This is a genomic window from Elizabethkingia sp. YR214 (genome assembly GCF_003058195.1).
Taxonomy (GTDB): Bacteria; Bacteroidota; Bacteroidia; order Flavobacteriales; family Weeksellaceae; genus Elizabethkingia.
The window spans coordinates 143,845-161,678 of the sequence record NZ_QBUH01000007.1 but is presented as its reverse complement, the minus strand read 5'-3'; the positions used below and the strand labels follow the sequence as shown (position 1 = coordinate 161,678).

Genomic DNA, 17,834 nt, shown 5'->3' with positions numbered 1-17,834 from the left:
TGGTGTATAGACCGGTTTTAGAACAATCCTTCTATAGAAAGATATCTTTCTCCCGTGTCGTAGTTAATCGTTAATATTTTAGAACCTGCCGGTATTTCGGAAAGTTTTTTTGCAACAGCAGCTAATGCCGCTCCGGTGGAAATCCCTACAAAAAGCCCTTCTTTTTTCGCGGCTTCGATGGCAAAAGCAAAAGCTTCATCTTTGCCAATCTGAGTAATACCATCCAAAACAGAGGTATCCAGAATAGACGGAACAAAACCTGCTCCTAAGCCCTGTAACGGATGTGGCCCCGGTGCACCACCGCTTAGTACTGGTGATAATTCCGGTTCTACAGCGATTACTTTTACATTAGGATATTTTTGTTTTACTACTTGTGCAATTCCTGTGATATGCCCGCCGGTTCCTACACCTGTAATAATATAATCTAGTCCGTCCGGAAAATCCTGCAGAATTTCCTGTGCTGTTGTTTCTGTATGAACTTTCACATTTGCAGGATTATCAAACTGTCTCGGAATCCACGAATTTGGCGTTACTTCTGCCAGTTCATTAGCTTTTTCTATAGCCCCCTTCATACCCTTTTCTCTTGGTGTCAGTACGAATTCTGCTCCATAAGCCTCCATAATCTTTCTCCGTTCCACACTCATGCTCTCGGGCATGACCAGAATAAGCTTATATCCTTTCACAGCAGCTACCAAAGAAAGTCCAATTCCGGTATTACCACTTGTAGGTTCTATAATTATACTATCTTTATTCAACAGACCTTTAGCTTCGGCATCTTCAATCATCGAAAGAGCAATTCTGTCTTTAATGCTTCCACCTGGGTTACTCTTCTCTAATTTTATCCAAACTTCACTATTTGAATTAAAAAGTTTATTAATTTTTACGACTGGTGTATTTCCTATAGTTTCTAATATATTCTGAAATTTCATAATGTTTTTCTTTAGCTGTTGTTTACTGTATATATGGTTATTAGTACTTTAAATGACAAAGGTTAATGACTCCGGAAGCGGATTATTGTCTTTTATTCTGATTTCGCTTTTGTTATAGACCAGGGAATTTGAAGGAACATCCTGGGTAATCCATACATTACCTCCTATAATACTGTCCCGGCCAATGGTTGTTTCTCCACCTAGAATAGTAGCACCAGAATAAATAATGACGTTGTCCTCTATATTAGGATGTCTTTTCTGATTGGCTTTATCCTTGGAAACGTTTAATGCGCCTAATGTTACCCCTTGATAGATCTTCACATTATTCCCAATCACCGAGGTTTCTCCAATCACGATACCTGTTCCGTGATCTATAAAAAAGTGTTCTCCTATAACCGCCCCGGGATGAATATCAATTCCGGTTTTGCTATGTCCGTATTCCGAAAGAATGCGGGGAAGAGTCCTTATTTTCTGTTTCCACAACTGGTGGGAAACTCTATAAACATAAGTGGCGAAAAATCCGGGATATGCCAGCAGAATTTCTTCCAGAGATTCTGTTGCAGGATCGAATTCTAAAATAGATTCGGCATCCAGTATCAGACGATCATATATTTCCGGCAATGCATCAAACAGCACTTCCACTTGTCGTTCTGCAAAAAGTTTGTCATCGGTCGTATTTTTAATTAATTCAAAAAGTTTATTCTGTAATTCGTCAAAATTATTTCTCAGTGTTTCCTCCATATTGATATGCTGAGGAAGAAAAAGCAACTGGTATAATTCCTCCATAAAAGCTTCCGCTTTATTCTTGTCGAAGAAACCATATGATGCGCTTTTTTTTCTCTGAAAAATCTGCTCAATAAAAGAATCGGACACTTTACTCATATTTACTGAATTATACAGGCTGCAACTGTCGAGTTAGAGGTTTCGTCTACCAGAATTGCAGAACCTGTTGCTTTATTTTTTCTGAAACTATCGAAAACCAGAGGCTGTGCTGTTTTTAGCGTTACTTTCACAATTTCATTCAGCTTTATATCACCATCTGCTTTTTCGTGTTCCAGTGTATTTACATTTACTTTATATTCCACATCTTTCACCAATGCTTTTATCTGCCTGCTGTGGTGTTGTAATATGTATTTATTACCAGACTGTAATGCTTTTTGATCTAACCAGCATAGCAATACTTCTACTTCTTTTTCTACTTGTGGCAATTGCTCTGCTGCTACAAAAAAGTCACCTCTGCTTACATCTATATCATCTTCAATATGCAATACTACCGACTGCCCTTCAAAAGCTTCTTCAACTTCAGATCCGTTAATTTCAATTCTGTCTATTTTTGTCGAAATCTCTGCAGGCAAAATATAGATGCGGTCTCCCTTGCGAAAATCTCCACTTAGGATTTTCCCGGCATAACCTCGATAATCATGTAACTCATCTACCTGAGGGCGGATTACATACTGTACCTGAAAGCGACTGTTGGTATCTGTGTCGATATTTACTTGTACTTCTTCCAGATATTCTAAAAGAGAAACACCACTATACCAATCTGTATCAGCAGATCTGGTTACAATATTATCTCCTCTTAGTGCTGATATCGGAAAATAAGTAACTTGAGTCAGTCCTAGACTCTCTGCAATTTTTGCATAATCAGCTTTTATATTTTCATAGACTTCCTGTGAATAATCTACCAAATCCATTTTGTTGATGGCTACAGCAATCTTTTTCAGATTAAGTAATGATGCTATGATGGAATGCCTTCTGGTTTGTTCTATAACCCCCTGGCGGGCATCGATAAGGATAACCATCAGATCTGAGTTGGATGCGCCGGTGATCATATTCCGGGTATACTGTACATGTCCGGGAGCATCGGCTATAATAAATTTTCTCTTGGCTGTTGAAAAATATCTGTAGGCTACGTCTATTGTAATTCCCTGCTCTCTTTCTGCACGCAGTCCGTCAGTAAGAAGTGCAAGATCTACTCCTTCATCATTTTTGTTTTTAGAATGCTTTTCCAGAACCTCCAGTTGATCCTGTAAAATGCTTTTGCTATCGTAAAGCAGTCTGCCGATAAGGGTACTTTTACCATCGTCTACACTTCCTGCTGTTATAAATCTTAATATGTCCATATCCTTTGTTTTTATGAGCAATAAATAATGAATAATTACTCATTGCTTATTACCAATTAATGATGTTAAAAGTATCCTCCTTTTTTACGGTCTTCCATTGCGGCCTCTGTTACCCGATCATCGATTCGTGTTTCGCCTCTTTCCGAAATCCTGGTAGCTATAATTTCATCTATCACTTCATCTATTGTTTCAGCATTAGATTCTACAGCAGCTGTACAGGTCATATCTCCCACAGTACGATAACGCACTCTTTTTGTAGCTATCAGGTCATCGGCATCCAGAGATGCATGTTCGGAATTGGCAATCCATTGTCCGTTCAGGTCCACTACTTCTCTATCATGAGAGAAATAAATAGATGGTAATCCTATTTTCTCTTTTCGGATATAGTTCCACACATCCAACTCAGTCCAGTTACTAATCGGGAAAACTCTTACATTTTCTCCTTTATGAATCTTGCCATTGAAAATATTCCACAATTCCGGACGCTGGAGTTTTGGATCCCACTGTCCAAATTCATCGCGTACAGAAAAGATTCTCTCTTTTGCCCGTGCTTTTTCCTCATCCCTTCTTGCTCCACCGATACAGGCATCGAATTCAAATTCTTCAATCGTATCCAGCAGCGTGAAAGTCTGCAGCCAGTTTCTGCTCGGGAATTTCCCTTTTGGTTCTGTAAGATTTTTTTTCTTTATTGTATCTTCCACTTTGCGTACCACAAGATCTACTCCTAACTCTTTTACCAGAGCATCTCTGAAGTCTAATGCTTCCGGGAAATTGTGTCCTGTATCTACATGAACGAAGGTGAACGGAATTTTACCGGGTCTAAAAGCTTTAAAAGCCAGATGCGCCAGTGTAATACTATCTTTCCCTCCGCTAAAAAGCAACGCAGGACGTTCAAACTGTCCGGCTACTTCACGCAGAATATAAATAGATTCGGATTCTAACTGTTCTAAATAATTGGCTTGTTCTATTGTTGACATTTGTTTTCTTTTTTATTGGTGAATATGCAGACCACACTCTTTTTTATTAGCATCTTCCCACCACCAGCGGCCGGCTCTAAAATCTTCTCCTTCCTGAATAGCTCTGGTACACGGTGCACATCCGATGCTTACAAAACCTTTTTCATGAAGATAATTATAAGGTAGTCTGCTTTCTTTTACATAGTCCTTTACTTCCTGAGTTGTCCAGTTTAGCAATGGATGGTATTTTATAATCTGATTATCTGCGTCCCACTCCAATGGGGACATACTGTGTCTGTTCGCAGAATGTTCCGCTCTTAACCCGGTAACCCAAACTTTATAACCCTGCAATGCCTTTTTCAAAGGCTGAACTTTGCGGATATTACAACAGGTTTTTCTGTTTTCCACAGAACGATAGAATGAATCTGGTCCGTTTTCAGTTACAAATTTTCCTAATACTTCTGCGTCCGGATAAAAAGCTTTGATGTCTTTTTTGAAAAAAGCTTTTGTTGCTGACCACGTTTCATAAGTCTGCTCAAAAAGCCTTCCTGTATCCAATGTAAAAATATCCACATCCAGGTCTTTTACCAGATGTGTTACAACCTGATCCTCGTAACTAAAACTGGTAGAAAAGATTACCTCTTTCGGAAATCTGTCTACCAGTAACTGCAAAACTTCTGTATTGGTAAGGGTTTCCGATATCCCTTCCAGTAATTCGTTCAGTTGTATTTTCAGACTATTTTCCATTTCAGTTTCAAAATTGATTTTGCAAAGATATATTAATTCTATTAAATCTACCAAATTAGTAGTATTTAGATTTAAAAAAAATTACTTCTTATTCATAAAGGCTGTTAGTGTAGCCTCCATCATACTTTTACGAGTCTTCTCACGAACGTTGATTAATTCATGTCTAAGATAGCAAGCTTCCTCGTCAACACAATCGTCGCAAGCCTCGTAATAATTAAGGGAAATACAGGGCGTTAAAGAAATTGGCCCTTCGAAAATACGATATAAATCTGCTAAAGAAACTTCATCCGGAGATTTTATCAGATAATAACCTCCACCTATTCCCTGCTTGCTGTTTACAAGCTTGGCTCTTTTTAGTTCCAGTAGAATTTGTTCCAAAAATTTTTTGGGAATGTTCTCGTCTTGTGCAATAATGGCTGTCGACAAGAATCCATTTTTATAGTTTCTCGCCAGCCTCACCATCGCTTTCAAAGCGTATTTACACCGTTTGGACATCATAATCTGTGCAATTTAAGATAATTTCCCGATTTGAGAAAATCTTTTTACATCTACCTCTTCATGAAATTCAATCCCATGTTCTATAAAATCGAATAATTGCTTAGAAAAGTAGCTACCATTTAATACACCTCTTGCTCCTAATCCATTAAAAATATAAAGATTTTCATATATATCATGACATCCGATTATGGGTCTTCTATCTGCTACAGTTGCTCGGAAAGCAGTTGATACCTCATCTATTCGGTAAGAACTTTTGTATACTTCTTCAAGTCCTTTTTTCAATTCTTCTACAGCTTTATCTTCGATTTCATTCGTCTGAGAATCTCTGTCATATGTCCCACCATAGTAATATTCATCTCCGGAAAATCTGAATAGAAAATGTTTCTTCTTGATTACAAAAGCTTCTGTATCTTTTTCCAGACGAAGGCTAAAACGATGCCCTTTGTTGGGTTTCACAGGTATCTCACAGAAATAAGGATTATCCTTTATCCCAGTTCCTTCGGCAAAGATAATTTTATCGAATGTATAGTCATTGTAAGAATTCTGATCGGTACTTAATTTATCATAATTAAACCTTTCTTTTATCAGTGCACTTTTATCTTCTAAAAAGTTAAAAAAATCTGTGAAAAAATTGCGAACATCCAGGCGACAGGAATTTTTGACTCTTCCCACACCAAAAGGATTTTCAACACTGGACAATTGCTGTATATCTGAATCCAGATAGCCTTCGAATTTTTCCTGTGAAGCTTTCTTAAGCCATAGCTTATGCTCACCCTCATCGTGGAATACACGAACTACATTTTCCTGAATTAAATAGTTTTTATGCAGGTATTCTTCGATCTCATCAAAAATAATTGGTAGGTAGTCCATTTGTGCCTCATCATTCCATATTTTGTTATACCTCTTCAATACAACAGGGTTGCATACTCCAGCCGAAATATGTGATGCAGCTCTATTTCCCTCGGAAAATAATTTAAAAGTCTTACCACTTTTCAACAGCTGGTGTGCAAAAAAAATGGCGGCATATCCGTCCCCTACAATGATGTAATCTAACTTTTCCATACAAAAAAACCTGAGCAAAGATACTCAGGTTTTCGATTATACTCAATATGATATTTATTCTACTGTAACAGATTTTGCCAAGTTTCTTGGCTGATCCACGTTTGCACCTCTGTAAACTGCAATGTAGTAAGATAATAACTGTAATGGAATAGCAGAAACTATTGGAGAGAAACACTCGGAAGTTTCTGGGAATTCAATTACATAATCTGCCATGTTAGCAACCTGAGTATCGCCTTTATTTACAATAGCGATAACTTTTCCTTTTCTTGCTTTAATCTCCTGAACGTTACTTACAATTTTATCGTAGTGTCCCTGTTTAGGAGCAATAATAGCTACAGGCATGTTTTCATCGATTAGTGCAATCGGACCGTGCTTCATTTCAGCTGCAGGGTAACCTTCAGCGTGGATATAAGAAATTTCTTTCAATTTCAAAGCACCTTCAAGAGCACCAGGGAAGTTATAACCTCTTCCTAAATACAAGAAGTTGGTAGATTCAACAAAATCTTTTGCCATTTTCTTCACAGTATCGTGTGAAGATTCCAATACTTCTTCTACTTTCTTAGGAAGCGCATCTAATTCATACAGATATTTCATGAATTCTGTATTGTTAAGATTACCATTGTGCTTACCTAATTTCAAAGCAATAAGAGAAAGGATTGTTAACTGTGCAGTAAAAGCTTTTGTAGAAGCTACTCCAATTTCCGGACCTGCGTGTGTATAGGAACCTGCATCTGTAATACGAGCAATTGAAGAGTCGATTACATTACAAATACCATATACAAATGCTCCTTTTTCTTTTGCCAGTTTAATAGCAGCCATTGTATCTGCTGTCTCACCAGACTGAGAAATTGCAATAACAACATCTTTAGGTCCTATGATTGGATTTCTGTAACGGAATTCGGAAGCATATTCTACTTCAACAGGTATTCTTGCAAACTCCTCGATAAGATATTCACCGATAAGACCTGCATGCCAAGAAGTACCACAAGCAATAATAACAATTCTTTTTGCTTTTTTAATTCTGTCCAGATTGTCCCAGATACCTGCCATCTTGATAATACCTTCATCTAAAAGTATTCTTCCTCGCATTGTATCATGAATAGATTTAGGCTGTTCGAAAATTTCTTTTAACATGAAATGATCGTACCCTCCTTTTTCAATCTGCTCAAGGCTTAATTTCAGTTCCTGAATCTGAGCATCTACTTTTGTATTATCATTGATTACACGGATATCTACTCCTCCCTCTAAAGAGATAAGAGCCATATGTCCGTCTTCCAGATAAATCGCTTCTTTTGTAAACTCAACGAATGGAGAAGCATCAGAAGCAATAAAATATTCGTTATCTCCCAAACCAATTGCTAAAGGAGAACTTAATCTTCCTACAACAAATTGTCCCGGGTGATCTTCATGTAAAACAGCTACCGCATAAGCTCCGTAAACTTCGCTTAGTGCAGTTCTTACTGCTTCAGGGAAGTCTTTACCGGATTCATCCATAAAATACTGAATGAAGTTAGCCAGTACTTCTGTATCGGTTTCAGAATGAAACACGAATCCTTTCTGAGTAAGCATTTTTTTGATGGTATCATAGTTTTCAATAATACCATTGTGGATTAATGCTATTTTACCATTATTGGAAAGATGCGGGTGCGAGTTTCTGTCACTAGGTACACCGTGAGTTGCCCAACGAGTATGTCCCATTCCGATATGTGCAGTGTTTTTTAATCCTTCTGCAATTTCTTCAAGATCAGAAACCTTACCTTTTGTTTTCTTTAATTCAAGTTTATTTTGTGGACTTTCTAAAACGATCCCTGCACTATCATAACCACGGTACTCTAATCTCTTAAGACCGTTAACTACAATATCATAGGCATCTCTAAAGCCTGTATATCCTACTATTCCGCACATTTGTTTGTGTTTTTATATTTTATTTTTTAGTGTAAATGACTTGCAGCTGAGCCATATTAATATTTGACGGATCGGTACCAACTAATACTACTCTGTTTGGTGTATAAGCTCTTGAGGTGTAGTTCCAGCCTAAAAGTGCTCCTGTTTGTGAATTTGTTGTAAAGTCACCAACATTAATCACAATAGGTTTGTTTTCAGCACCTTTTTCTACGATATTTTTTACCGTCTGGGTAATCGTAATATCATAGTAAGCAGGATTCTTGTCCAGATTAGTTGCTTTTACTCGGATATAGCCAGCTCCAGCCAAAGCAGTTTGGTCATCCATAAATTGCTTCATATCCTTCTGAAGTACTGTAAAAGTGGAAGGTTTTGCAAATGCACTTTTCCATGTATTCTCATCGGAGTACAATCTTATTTTCGCGGTCAAAATTCCAGCTTTTTCTTGTGTATATTTATTTCTTAACCCCTCAATAGTCGATGTCGGAATTACAAACTCAGCACCATTACCTCCGGCACCCTGAAGGTACAATTTGGCATCACCTTTTGTTTTGTTAATATTCCCCATTGCTGTTGTATAAGCTGATGGTCTATTAAATGTAAACTGACTGAAATGAACGTTGGATGTTCCTAAATCGAATGTATAAGTATTCTGTTGTCTTGTTGTTGCATTATCCTTTGTAACATCATTGGAGTAATACATTGTAACTGACATTGTATTAGGGTTAAGGTTGAATAAGAATCCGTCATTCTCATCAACAGAAAGTCTTAATCCACGGAAATGTCTTATGAAAGAAGCTGCATCGCTTAATTCATTTTTTCCTTGGTAAGCAATAATTTTGTTCTGGAAGAAAGTTTTATCCAAAGAAACTCTGATTCCCGGATCTCTACTTAGTAGTTCCGAGTTGTCTCCTACTTTGGTAATTTTAACACCGCTTACAAAAGCATTAATATTTTTAGAACCTAAAACATTTGTTGCAGTAACTGTCTGATTAGAAAAATAGGTTTTAGTATTATCATAAAGGAAGTCACTAACTTCAGCTACACTTAGCTTAAATTTTACAGGATTACCTCCAATCTTAGATCTACCGTATTTTACTAACGGATAAGTATTAACTGTTTTTGTAGAATCCTGATCTGTTGAAACTTTGTTAATTGTAGTAGTTGTTGTTGTAACAGAATCCGTCACATAGCTTGGAAGGATTTGTAATACTACAGAGTCTACTTTTGGATTAGTTCCGAAGTCCGTTCCATAAGCAGAAGGACGCAATTGTGTAACATAAGCAGCCTTGTGCATTCCGAATACAGGCTCATCAAATGCTCCTAAAATAGCATTAGTCAGATTTTTGGCATCACTACGTATAGAATCTTTATTATCTATATTATATGCAATAACAGGAGAGCTTGATTCCTGTCCGTTTGCGGCATTACCATCTAAGAACTGGCTTCCCAGATTATCAGCATCAGCTTCACAAGAAGTCAGCGTAAACAGACCTATAGTCGCAACAAAACAAACGTTAGCGATTATCTTTATTTTCTTCATTATTTATATCAAAAATTGGCTACTTGGTTTAGTACACTTGGTTAATAGCGTCGGCACTTACAAAATCCTTTTTGTCGGATGTAGCACCAGTATACATAGATTCCAGATCATCTTCCAAAGATTCATCTCCTTTCAGTACGATATCTACTAACTGAAGACTCTCTCCAACAAATTTTCTGAAGCTTGGTTTATCTAACGCAGTAAGTCCTTCGATATTGTCGAATTTTAATTTTTCTTCAATATTATTTTCAAAGGCAGCATCTTTCTCATTATAAATGGAAACAACAAGCTTAGTATCTTTAAAATAGTCATCGTTCTTATAGAACGTTTTAAGGTATAACGGAATGAATGAAGCCATCCAGCCATTCAGGTGGATAACATCCGGTACCCAGTTTAGTTTTTTAATTGTTTCGATAACTCCTCTTGCGAAGAAAATTGCGCGCTCGTCATTATCTGAAAAAGCGGTTCCCTCATCATCGAAATACAGTTGTTTTCTCTTGAAATATTCCTCGTTATCGATAAAGTATACCTGCATTCTTTCGTTTGGTAAAGAAGCAACTTTAATTAACAAAGGCTGGTCAAGGTCGTTGATGATGATGTTCATCCCTGATAGACGAATCACTTCGTGAAGCTGAAATTTACGCTCGCTGATCATTCCAAATCTTGGCATGAAAACGCGAACATCGTTTCCGTCATTATACATTCTCAAGGCCATCTTATTCACCATCGTAGCCATGTTACTGTCTTCTTGGTACGGAAATAGCTCGGAAGTGACGTATAGAATTTTCTGGTTCGGCATAATAATCTTTCTCTAGTAGTAATTAAGATGGTTAATTTTACAAAAATACAACTTTTTCCAGTAATACATTTTAATTAACATTTTTTAATAATTTTGCTCAAATTTCAGAATATGGAAATTCTCCGCAATCGCCAGAGTCTCAGCGATTATATTGCAGCAGTAAAAAAAGAAGGTAAAAAGATTGGTTTTGCCCCAACAATGGGAGCTTTACACGATGGACACATGTCCTTATACAAAGAAGCACGAAAGGATAATGACATCGTAATTTCGTCTGTGTTTGTAAACCCTACACAGTTTAATAATCCCGATGATCTGAAGAAGTATCCCCGTACTGAAGAAAATGACATTGCAATGCTTGAAAAAGCAGGTGTAGATGCTGTTTATATTCCGAGTACTGAAGATATATATCCTGAAAAAGCAGAAAGCAAGCATTATGATTTTGGTGGTATTGAAAATGAAATGGAAGGAAAATTCCGTCCGGGACATTTTGATGGTGTAGGAACTGTAGTTTCGGAATTATTCCGCCAGGTACAACCTGATAATGCTTATTTTGGAGAAAAAGATTATCAGCAACTGGCTATTATTAAAAAGCTTGTTGAGATAGAAAAATTCCCGATTAATATCCATGGGGTTCCTATTTACAGAGCAGAAAATGGACTGGCTTTAAGCTCCAGAAATGCTCGTTTATCTGAAGACGAAAGAAACGGAGCTGCGCTTATTTATAAAACTTTAGTAAAGGTTAATGAATGGTTTCGGGTGATAAGCATTCCGGAAATAAAAAAACGGGTTGAAGAAATTTTTGAACAATCGGACTACGAATTAGAATATTTTCTAATCGCAGATGAAGAAACGCTCAAGGAAACTGACTTTTTCTACAAGGATAAGAGCTACAGAGCATTTATTGTTGTATTTGTAGGTGGGGTTAGATTAATTGATAATATGCATCTGGATTAACCATGGAAATAAGACTTGCAACACTTTATGATTTGGAATCTCTAATCCTTATTTTTGAAAAATACAGAGATTTTTACAAAAAAATGGCAGATTATGAAACTGCGAAATCTTTTCTTGAAGAAAGAATTTCTCGTAACGAATCAGTAATTTACATTGCTGAAGCCAATCAAAAGATTGTAGGTTTCACCCAATTGTACCCATTATTTTCTTCTACAAGAATGAAAAAACTATGGTTACTGAATGACCTTTATGTAGAAGAGGAATATAGACAAAAAGGTATATCTGTGGCTCTTATTGACAGGGCAAAAGAGTTATGCAGAGAAACCGGAGCTTGTCAGCTCTCTCTGGAAACTTCTAAAACAAACATGGTTGGAAACAATTTATACCCTAAAACAGATTTTCAGTTAGATACAGAAACCAATTTTTATTATTGGGTACCCTAAATCTTACTATAGATTTCTTGTCTCTTTCAAGACTTAGAGCCTGTTTAAATTTTGATTCAAAAAAATATTAGACTTCGATAGTTCATCAGGCTCACTATAAACTCAGCTCAGTCTGACACTCCTAAAAGAAAGGTATTTTGAACAAGAAATTTCACTCTGAGTCTGTCGAAGAGTATTAGTAATAAAGTTTAAACAATCGCTTATAAAAAAATAAAAAATGGTCAGATTTCTTCTGACCATTTTTTATTTTTTTGCTTTAGTTCTAAGCTTTCTTGCTACCAAATTTGTTAAACTTATAACTAAGTGTAAACATTACATATCTTTTCAGAATAAGGTCTTCACGATCCTCAATATAAGTATCGGTGATCACTCTTTTCACACTCTGGTTCTGATTCAGTACATCATAAACCATTACTTTAGCAGTCATTTGCTTTTTAAGGAAAGTATAACCTAAACTGGCATTCCAGAAATAGAAATCTTTTTTGAAGCCCGGAGCAATATTAGTATTGGTTGTATAAGTAAAATTATTCTCTATTGTAAAATCCTGATTTTTTCCGAAATAATTGATAGACTGTAGACTGAAAACATTACTTGTGGTATGCGATTGATCTAACACATAGTTTTTGTAATCTGTCTGGTTATAACTTAGGGAATAAGATGGTTTTATCGTCATCTTGTCCTTAATTTCATATGTCAGATTAATTCCCGGAGTTACAGAATAAGCTGCACTTGTATATCTGTCTCCGTCAACAAAACCATTAGTAAATCGATGATTAAAAGTTACTCTTGGGCCAATTGTTAATTTACTATCTTTCCATTTATACGTTTTGGTATATCCCGATCCAAAATAAATGCTTTTATTACCACTTACATTAATATAGGAAATCTCCTGCCCCCCTGTTTCTTTATTAAAATGACGGTTATTGGTAACATCATTGTCCTGATAATTGAAACTAAAGTTGAAATATAGGTTTGTATTTTTTAGTTGATTGTATTTGCTATAATACATATTTCCATAAAACCTCCAAGTGTTTTTCAGATCCGGATTTCCTTTATAAGAAATCAATGGATTAGACCTGTCTTCATATGGCGTTAACTGCATTGCTGAAGGAATATCATAACTACTTCTTACATATACTGACATGTTTTTTCCGTTCTTATTCCCCCAAAGATTAAAATTAAACTCTGGAAGAACAAAGTTTTTATTCAATTGATAATCCTGTCCATTATAGCGGGCATTAACATCCATTTGCGTGGCATTAAGGTTAGCGGAAGCCCATAGATTAATGTTTTTCTTATTCATTTCATAGCCAATCCCGGGAACAAAAGAATTATTTTGTTGACGCATCATATTAGATAAATCAACATTAAATTTAGAATAATCTCCTGTTGCAGAATTAAAATCATTTACATCTCTGCTATTACGATTATAAGATGTACTATACCCCATGCTTAAAGATACTTTTGCAGAATCCGATACAGGTTCTGCATAATCAGCAGAAATATCATAACGATTGTTAATATTTTTACTATATAATCTTTGATTCCTTATATCATTTTTATCAGGATCCTGATTAAAGAGCGTTTCGGATTTAATCAGATTATCATTCACAGATTCTCCGGCATTGCCTGCCATACTAAAGCTAACTCTTCTTCCCTTCTCATTTAATTTTTTGGAAAAATAAATTCGTGATTGTCCGGAATTGTTTCTTGAGTCGTTTTTATTATAAGAATTATTCTCATTTAGCAGTGTACCATCCCTAAAGGTAGAAGATGCACCTGTACTGATATTAGTTCCATTATTAGTAAGGAATGAATTGGATAAATAAAAATTGGTATTCTTATCCAGTTTTATTCTGAAACTGTTTTCCAGACTGTATTGGCTATTATCATTCTCACCAGAATTCTGAGATTTAGTTCTCAGTGCATAGTCGGATAACAGAGTTGTTCTATCTGATACTGAGCGGGTTTCTCTACTGTTTTTGGAATATAACAGACTTAAACTATTAAGGCTTGCATCTTTACCCAATTCATCAGAATAGTTGACCCCAACCATTGTAGAGCGCAAAACACCACCACCATTATCTCCTGAAGAAACCATAATCCGATTCCCTTCCTGAACATAGGAATTTCCTTGAATCAAATTAGCATTTCTTCCATACCCCATACTTTCGTAGACCTCATCACTTTTAAAACCGGAAACATTAATATTATTGGAGGATGCTAAAAGACTAATTTTAGTATTATTCTTAAAATAGCTGAGTATAGCACTTCCTTCATAGCGTTTGTCGGATCCATAACCAGCATAAGCTCTTGCCATAAAACCCTTGTTTTTCTTCTCATCTATAGTAAGGTTTACGCTCATATTATTAGACTTTCCTTTCTCACCTTTTACTCTCTCTTCGTCTGTCTTACTAGTCGTTACCTGAATTTTCTTGATTAAATCTGCAGGCAAGTTCTTAAGTGCAATTTTACCATCTTTATCAAAGAACGGTTTTCCGTTTACCAGTATCTGATCTACTTCTTTACCATTAGCCGTAATTTTCCCATCATTGCTAATTTCGAATCCGGGTAAAGATTTAATAAGTTCTTCCACTTTTCCGTCGGGTTTTACTTTGAAGGAAGCTGCATTAAATTCCAGTGTGTCTTTTTTAACTTTTACCGGCGGAGCACCTTTAATTTCTACTCCGGCAATATTTTTGGAAACCTCCGTAATCAATTTTATCACATCGAGTTTCTGAGAACTTTCAAGTTTATCATAGATTTTACTATACTCTTTTTGTTGCTCGGCATTTACCTTAAACAATACAGGTTCCAGTATTTTATCAAACTTCAGATTGAAGTTTCCTTCTTTCCCGGAATTGGTATAATTGATAATCGATGAATCTTTCTGTTTTAGTAAATAAACGGTAGCATCTTCAATTGGCTTGCCGCTTTGGTCTACTATTTTACCTGTAAGATTTAGTGATTGTCCATAGTGTAAAATCCCTATAAGCAGGATAAAGAGTAGAAATAATTTTCTCATATTCAGGTGTTAATTAGTTTGCGAGGCGAAAATAGAATAAAAAAAAACTAACTCCCAAGCACGGGAGTTAGTTTTAATACTTTTTAACTATTTTTATAGTGATTTACGCTTGTAAATATCTTGAATAAGCATAACCTTGTTCACCATCTTTAGTTCTTACCAACCACCATTCGCCATTGGTTTGCTCTACTAGAGTTACTAATTCTCCTTTAGCTGCTTTACCTACGATGTTACCTTCAGTACTTGGAGTCTCACGGATATTAAGGTTAGTAGATTCAGTATTTACTGTAAGGTTTGTACCTGCAGGAAGTCCTGACACCTGTACATCTACATTAATATCTGAAGCTGTAAAGTTAGGATCTATTACACCCAGAGCATTCCATACTGCATCTTTAGCTGCAGAATTAGAAGCGCTACCGGATACATAAAGAATCCCATCTTGCTCTTGTACCTGTAAATTACCAATACCTGCACCTTGTGCAGCTGTAATTACACTTGCGTATTTATCTTGTAGTTCGCTCATCTTTTGTTATTTTACGATATAGTTATAGTTTACTTTACCCACTTTCAATGCATCGATAGACTGCTTGATTTTCTTAGCGTCTTCTTTGGTAACATCACCACTAACAGTAAGTTCACCGTTTACAACTTCAGCTTTTACTTTTGGGAAGTCTTTTAAGGCATCTTTTACTTTCAGAAGATTTTCAGGAGCAGAAGCTACTTTTGTTTCTACTTGTACTGGAGCCTCCACTGTAGACATGTCCATTACGTCTTTTATACCTTCGATAGCCTTAAGAGATGCAAGCATTTGATCTTTAGCTGCAACATCTTTAAAGGTTCCGGACAGGTGAGCTACACCGTCTTTTACTTCTACTTTAGCTTGTGGATCAGCTGCAATTACAGCTGTAGCTTTAGTCTGCAAATCAGCATCGTTATTTTTCTTTTTACAAGATACTGCTACAGTAGACACTAAAATAGCCAATGCAGCGGTGGTGAAAATTTTTTTCATGTGTTGGATTAATTTAATAGTTTATAATAAAAAACCTTGTGAACGTAAATTTATTAAATAATATTATGCTCACAAGGTTTTATTCTGTTAAAAAAAATTAAAATTACTTTTTAGCCATAAAATAATAGGCTAACATTTTGTAATATAATTTTGCAGATAAGAAAGCTGTTGGTTTTGCCATTGGGCTATCCATAAGCTCTACAATATCGAAAGCAACCACGTTGCACTTTTCGAAAACTTTTTTCAATAACTCTAATGTAGGATACCATGCCAAGCCCCCTGGTTCCGGTGTTCCGGTAGAAGGTGCAATAGACGGATCAAAAGCATCCAGATCTATTGTGATATATACATTACCTGATACTTTTGCTAAAACATCATCTATCCAGTTTGGATTTGTTGCAATTTCATGAGCCCAGAAACATTGGCCTTTTGGTACATACTCCATTTCTTCAACATCCATAGAACGAATACCTACCTGTACAAGATTGTGTTTTTGGCTTGCTTCGAAAACCGCACAAGCATGGTTAGAAGTAGATCCATGAAAATCCGGTCTTAAATCAGTGTGAGCATCTAACTGAAGAACCGTTAGATTATCATACTTCTCTCCTACTGCACGGATAGAACCGATAGATACAGAATGTTCTCCTCCGAAAAGCGTAAACAATTTATCTTCGTTACCCAACAATTCCTTGGTTTTCTGATAAACAGCTTCAGTCATTGCTTCTGGTGTTGAGTTTTCAGAAATTTCTCCTGCCATGTAAACACCATTCAGGTAAGGCTCGGTTCCTGTTTCAATATCATAAAGCTCCATATTTTCTGAAGCATTAAGAAAAAGCTCAGGACCTTTATCAGCTCCTTTCCCCCATGTTGAAGTTCCATCGTAAGGAACAGTTACCAACATTACTTTTGAATTTTCCAGTGTTGCATTCTCTTCAGGAATTCCTGCGTATGTTCTCATATTTTTATTAAAAATTGAAATATTATTCCGCAAAGATAATTAGAAATAGAACTGGAAAAAAAAATTGACAATTACATTTTGGTAATTTAAAATAATTTTTAATTTTGTTAAAAACATATTTAATTTTATTAAAATAAAAAGAGATAAAATGAAACTTCCTGTTGTATGTCCCAGTTGTGAATCGACCCTGATTGTAAGTCAAATGAAGTGTAATAATTGTGACACTACTGTAAATGGCAATTACGAGCTTCCTCTGTATCTTCAGCTTGGTCGTGAGGAGCAACAGTTTATCCTGGATTTTTTTCTATCCAGCGGAAGTATAAAAGAGATGAGCAAACAGGCTAATCTTTCTTATCCAACAATGCGTAATAAAATGGATGATCTTATTGAAAAGATCAGTAAGCTAAAGAAAACACTACCCTAGGTTTGTAATAGCCTTAATCAAATCATCTGACCTAACAGTCTCGGAAAACAAAATGTTAACCTATGAAAAATATCCCTGTAAAAATTGGTTGGGAAACCATTATACTTATAGCTGTCCCCTTGCTTTTTCCACTTTATTTCGTTTTTACTGACAAAGATTATATTCCTCTTACGATTCTCATCCCTGCAATAATATTTGTATCCATCCTGATTATAGGAATTAGCTATCGGATTATCGGAAACGAACTTATCATTCGTAATAGCATTTTCGGAAGTACCCGAATACCAATTTCAGATATTAAAAGTGTCAAAAAGACTAAAAACCCTATTTCCTCTCCTGCACCTTCAATATTCGGAAGAATTGAAATCATTTATAAAAATGGCAGCATCATTATTTCACCAAAAGATTTTGATCTGTTAAAAAATGAATTACTAAAAATAAACCCCAATATCACTTTTTAGA

General features: G+C 35.9%; 18 protein-coding genes. 4 read left to right on the top strand and 14 right to left on the bottom strand.

Annotated elements, in window-relative coordinates; translation table 11 throughout:
* Positions 1 to 17 precede the first annotated feature (17 nt).
* From cysK to C8J95_RS14960, 10 genes are all read right to left on the bottom strand, one after another.
* Positions 18 to 929, bottom strand: coding sequence for a cysteine synthase A (cysK, locus tag C8J95_RS15005; RefSeq protein WP_107809560.1), 912 nt, complete (start codon positions 927 to 929; stop codon positions 18 to 20).
* A 48-nt stretch (positions 930 to 977) separates the two neighbouring features.
* The gene (epsC, locus tag C8J95_RS15000) at positions 978 to 1,811 is read right to left on the bottom strand and encodes a serine O-acetyltransferase EpsC (RefSeq protein ID WP_107809559.1); all 834 of its coding nucleotides are present in this window, start codon (positions 1,809 to 1,811) and stop codon (positions 978 to 980) included.
* Between the two features lie 2 nt (positions 1,812 to 1,813).
* Positions 1,814 to 3,052 (bottom strand): sulfate adenylyltransferase subunit 1, encoded by a 1,239-nt coding sequence (locus tag C8J95_RS14995; RefSeq protein ID WP_107809558.1) that lies wholly within the window; start codon positions 3,050 to 3,052, stop codon positions 1,814 to 1,816.
* Positions 3,053 to 3,117: 65 nt separating this feature from the next.
* A complete protein-coding gene (gene cysD, locus C8J95_RS14990) occupies positions 3,118 to 4,029 on the bottom strand; it encodes a sulfate adenylyltransferase subunit CysD (protein WP_078722700.1) in 912 nt (303 codons plus the stop codon).
* Between the two features lie 12 nt (positions 4,030 to 4,041).
* On the bottom strand, positions 4,042 to 4,755 hold the full coding sequence (locus tag C8J95_RS14985; RefSeq protein ID WP_107809557.1) for a phosphoadenylyl-sulfate reductase: 714 nt from the start codon (positions 4,753 to 4,755) through the stop codon (positions 4,042 to 4,044).
* Positions 4,756 to 4,836: 81 nt separating this feature from the next.
* Positions 4,837 to 5,253: an Rrf2 family transcriptional regulator gene (locus C8J95_RS14980; RefSeq protein WP_078779108.1), complete on the bottom strand. Its 417-nt coding sequence runs from the start codon at positions 5,251 to 5,253 to the stop codon at positions 4,837 to 4,839.
* Between the two features lie 12 nt (positions 5,254 to 5,265).
* Positions 5,266 to 6,315 (bottom strand): FAD-binding oxidoreductase, encoded by a 1,050-nt coding sequence (locus C8J95_RS14975; protein ID WP_107809556.1) that lies wholly within the window; start codon positions 6,313 to 6,315, stop codon positions 5,266 to 5,268.
* Between the two features lie 54 nt (positions 6,316 to 6,369).
* Positions 6,370 to 8,220 (bottom strand): glutamine--fructose-6-phosphate transaminase (isomerizing), encoded by a 1,851-nt coding sequence (glmS, locus tag C8J95_RS14970; RefSeq protein ID WP_059325309.1) that lies wholly within the window; start codon positions 8,218 to 8,220, stop codon positions 6,370 to 6,372.
* 19 nt (positions 8,221 to 8,239) lie between these two features.
* Positions 8,240 to 9,760, bottom strand: coding sequence for a DUF4270 domain-containing protein (locus C8J95_RS14965; protein ID WP_107809555.1), 1,521 nt, complete (start codon positions 9,758 to 9,760; stop codon positions 8,240 to 8,242).
* 28 nt (positions 9,761 to 9,788) lie between these two features.
* Entirely contained in the window at positions 9,789 to 10,559 is a 771-nt protein-coding gene (locus C8J95_RS14960) for a glycogen/starch synthase (RefSeq protein ID WP_107809554.1), read from the bottom strand.
* A 111-nt stretch (positions 10,560 to 10,670) separates the two neighbouring features.
* Between C8J95_RS14960 and panC the strand changes: the two genes are divergently transcribed.
* Both panC and C8J95_RS14950 read left to right on the top strand, forming a co-directional pair.
* A complete protein-coding gene (gene panC, locus C8J95_RS14955; protein ID WP_107809553.1) occupies positions 10,671 to 11,513 on the top strand; it encodes a pantoate--beta-alanine ligase in 843 nt (280 codons plus the stop codon).
* A gap of 2 nt (positions 11,514 to 11,515) precedes the next feature.
* Positions 11,516 to 11,956 (top strand): GNAT family N-acetyltransferase, encoded by a 441-nt coding sequence (locus C8J95_RS14950; protein WP_107809552.1) that lies wholly within the window; start codon positions 11,516 to 11,518, stop codon positions 11,954 to 11,956.
* A gap of 262 nt (positions 11,957 to 12,218) precedes the next feature.
* On the opposite strand, the gene C8J95_RS14945 is transcribed toward C8J95_RS14950, so the two are convergent.
* From C8J95_RS14945 to speB, 4 genes are all read right to left on the bottom strand, one after another.
* Entirely contained in the window at positions 12,219 to 14,981 is a 2,763-nt protein-coding gene (locus tag C8J95_RS14945) for a TonB-dependent receptor (RefSeq protein ID WP_107809551.1), read from the bottom strand.
* A 103-nt stretch (positions 14,982 to 15,084) separates the two neighbouring features.
* Positions 15,085 to 15,504 carry an SH3 domain-containing protein gene (locus C8J95_RS14940; RefSeq protein WP_034868550.1) on the bottom strand — a complete coding sequence of 140 codons (420 nt, stop codon included), beginning with the start codon at positions 15,502 to 15,504 and terminating at the stop codon, positions 15,085 to 15,087.
* Between the two features lie 6 nt (positions 15,505 to 15,510).
* On the bottom strand, positions 15,511 to 15,990 hold the full coding sequence (locus C8J95_RS14935) for a BON domain-containing protein (RefSeq protein ID WP_107809550.1): 480 nt from the start codon (positions 15,988 to 15,990) through the stop codon (positions 15,511 to 15,513).
* Between the two features lie 103 nt (positions 15,991 to 16,093).
* Positions 16,094 to 16,948, bottom strand: a complete 855-nt coding sequence (gene speB / locus C8J95_RS14930) for an agmatinase (RefSeq protein ID WP_107809549.1) — start codon at positions 16,946 to 16,948, stop codon at positions 16,094 to 16,096.
* A gap of 148 nt (positions 16,949 to 17,096) precedes the next feature.
* Between speB and C8J95_RS14925 the strand changes: the two genes are divergently transcribed.
* Both C8J95_RS14925 and C8J95_RS14920 read left to right on the top strand, forming a co-directional pair.
* Positions 17,097 to 17,372 carry a DUF2089 family protein gene (locus tag C8J95_RS14925; protein ID WP_107809548.1) on the top strand — a complete coding sequence of 92 codons (276 nt, stop codon included), beginning with the start codon at positions 17,097 to 17,099 and terminating at the stop codon, positions 17,370 to 17,372.
* Between the two features lie 62 nt (positions 17,373 to 17,434).
* Complete coding sequence (locus C8J95_RS14920; RefSeq protein ID WP_107809547.1) at positions 17,435 to 17,833, top strand: PH domain-containing protein; 399 nt, start codon at positions 17,435 to 17,437, stop codon at positions 17,831 to 17,833.
* Position 17,834 lies beyond the last annotated feature (1 nt).

Coding starts and splice junctions, on each gene's coding strand:
- cysK (WP_107809560.1), bottom strand. CDS start 929: ATGAAATTTCAGAATATATTAGAAACTATAGGAAATACACCAGTCGTA.
- epsC (WP_107809559.1), bottom strand. CDS start 1,811: ATGAGTAAAGTGTCCGATTCTTTTATTGAGCAGATTTTTCAGAGAAAA.
- C8J95_RS14995 (WP_107809558.1), bottom strand. CDS start 3,052: ATGGACATATTAAGATTTATAACAGCAGGAAGTGTAGACGATGGTAAA.
- cysD (WP_078722700.1), bottom strand. CDS start 4,029: ATGTCAACAATAGAACAAGCCAATTATTTAGAACAGTTAGAATCCGAA.
- C8J95_RS14985 (WP_107809557.1), bottom strand. CDS start 4,755: ATGGAAAATAGTCTGAAAATACAACTGAACGAATTACTGGAAGGGATA.
- C8J95_RS14980 (WP_078779108.1), bottom strand. CDS start 5,253: ATGATGTCCAAACGGTGTAAATACGCTTTGAAAGCGATGGTGAGGCTG.
- C8J95_RS14975 (WP_107809556.1), bottom strand. CDS start 6,315: ATGGAAAAGTTAGATTACATCATTGTAGGGGACGGATATGCCGCCATT.
- glmS (WP_059325309.1), bottom strand. CDS start 8,220: ATGTGCGGAATAGTAGGATATACAGGCTTTAGAGATGCCTATGATATT.
- C8J95_RS14965 (WP_107809555.1), bottom strand. CDS start 9,760: ATGAAGAAAATAAAGATAATCGCTAACGTTTGTTTTGTTGCGACTATA.
- C8J95_RS14960 (WP_107809554.1), bottom strand. CDS start 10,559: ATGCCGAACCAGAAAATTCTATACGTCACTTCCGAGCTATTTCCGTAC.
- panC (WP_107809553.1), top strand. CDS start 10,671: ATGGAAATTCTCCGCAATCGCCAGAGTCTCAGCGATTATATTGCAGCA.
- C8J95_RS14950 (WP_107809552.1), top strand. CDS start 11,516: ATGGAAATAAGACTTGCAACACTTTATGATTTGGAATCTCTAATCCTT.
- C8J95_RS14945 (WP_107809551.1), bottom strand. CDS start 14,981: ATGAGAAAATTATTTCTACTCTTTATCCTGCTTATAGGGATTTTACAC.
- C8J95_RS14940 (WP_034868550.1), bottom strand. CDS start 15,504: ATGAGCGAACTACAAGATAAATACGCAAGTGTAATTACAGCTGCACAA.
- C8J95_RS14935 (WP_107809550.1), bottom strand. CDS start 15,990: ATGAAAAAAATTTTCACCACCGCTGCATTGGCTATTTTAGTGTCTACT.
- speB (WP_107809549.1), bottom strand. CDS start 16,948: ATGAGAACATACGCAGGAATTCCTGAAGAGAATGCAACACTGGAAAAT.
- C8J95_RS14925 (WP_107809548.1), top strand. CDS start 17,097: ATGAAACTTCCTGTTGTATGTCCCAGTTGTGAATCGACCCTGATTGTA.
- C8J95_RS14920 (WP_107809547.1), top strand. CDS start 17,435: ATGAAAAATATCCCTGTAAAAATTGGTTGGGAAACCATTATACTTATA.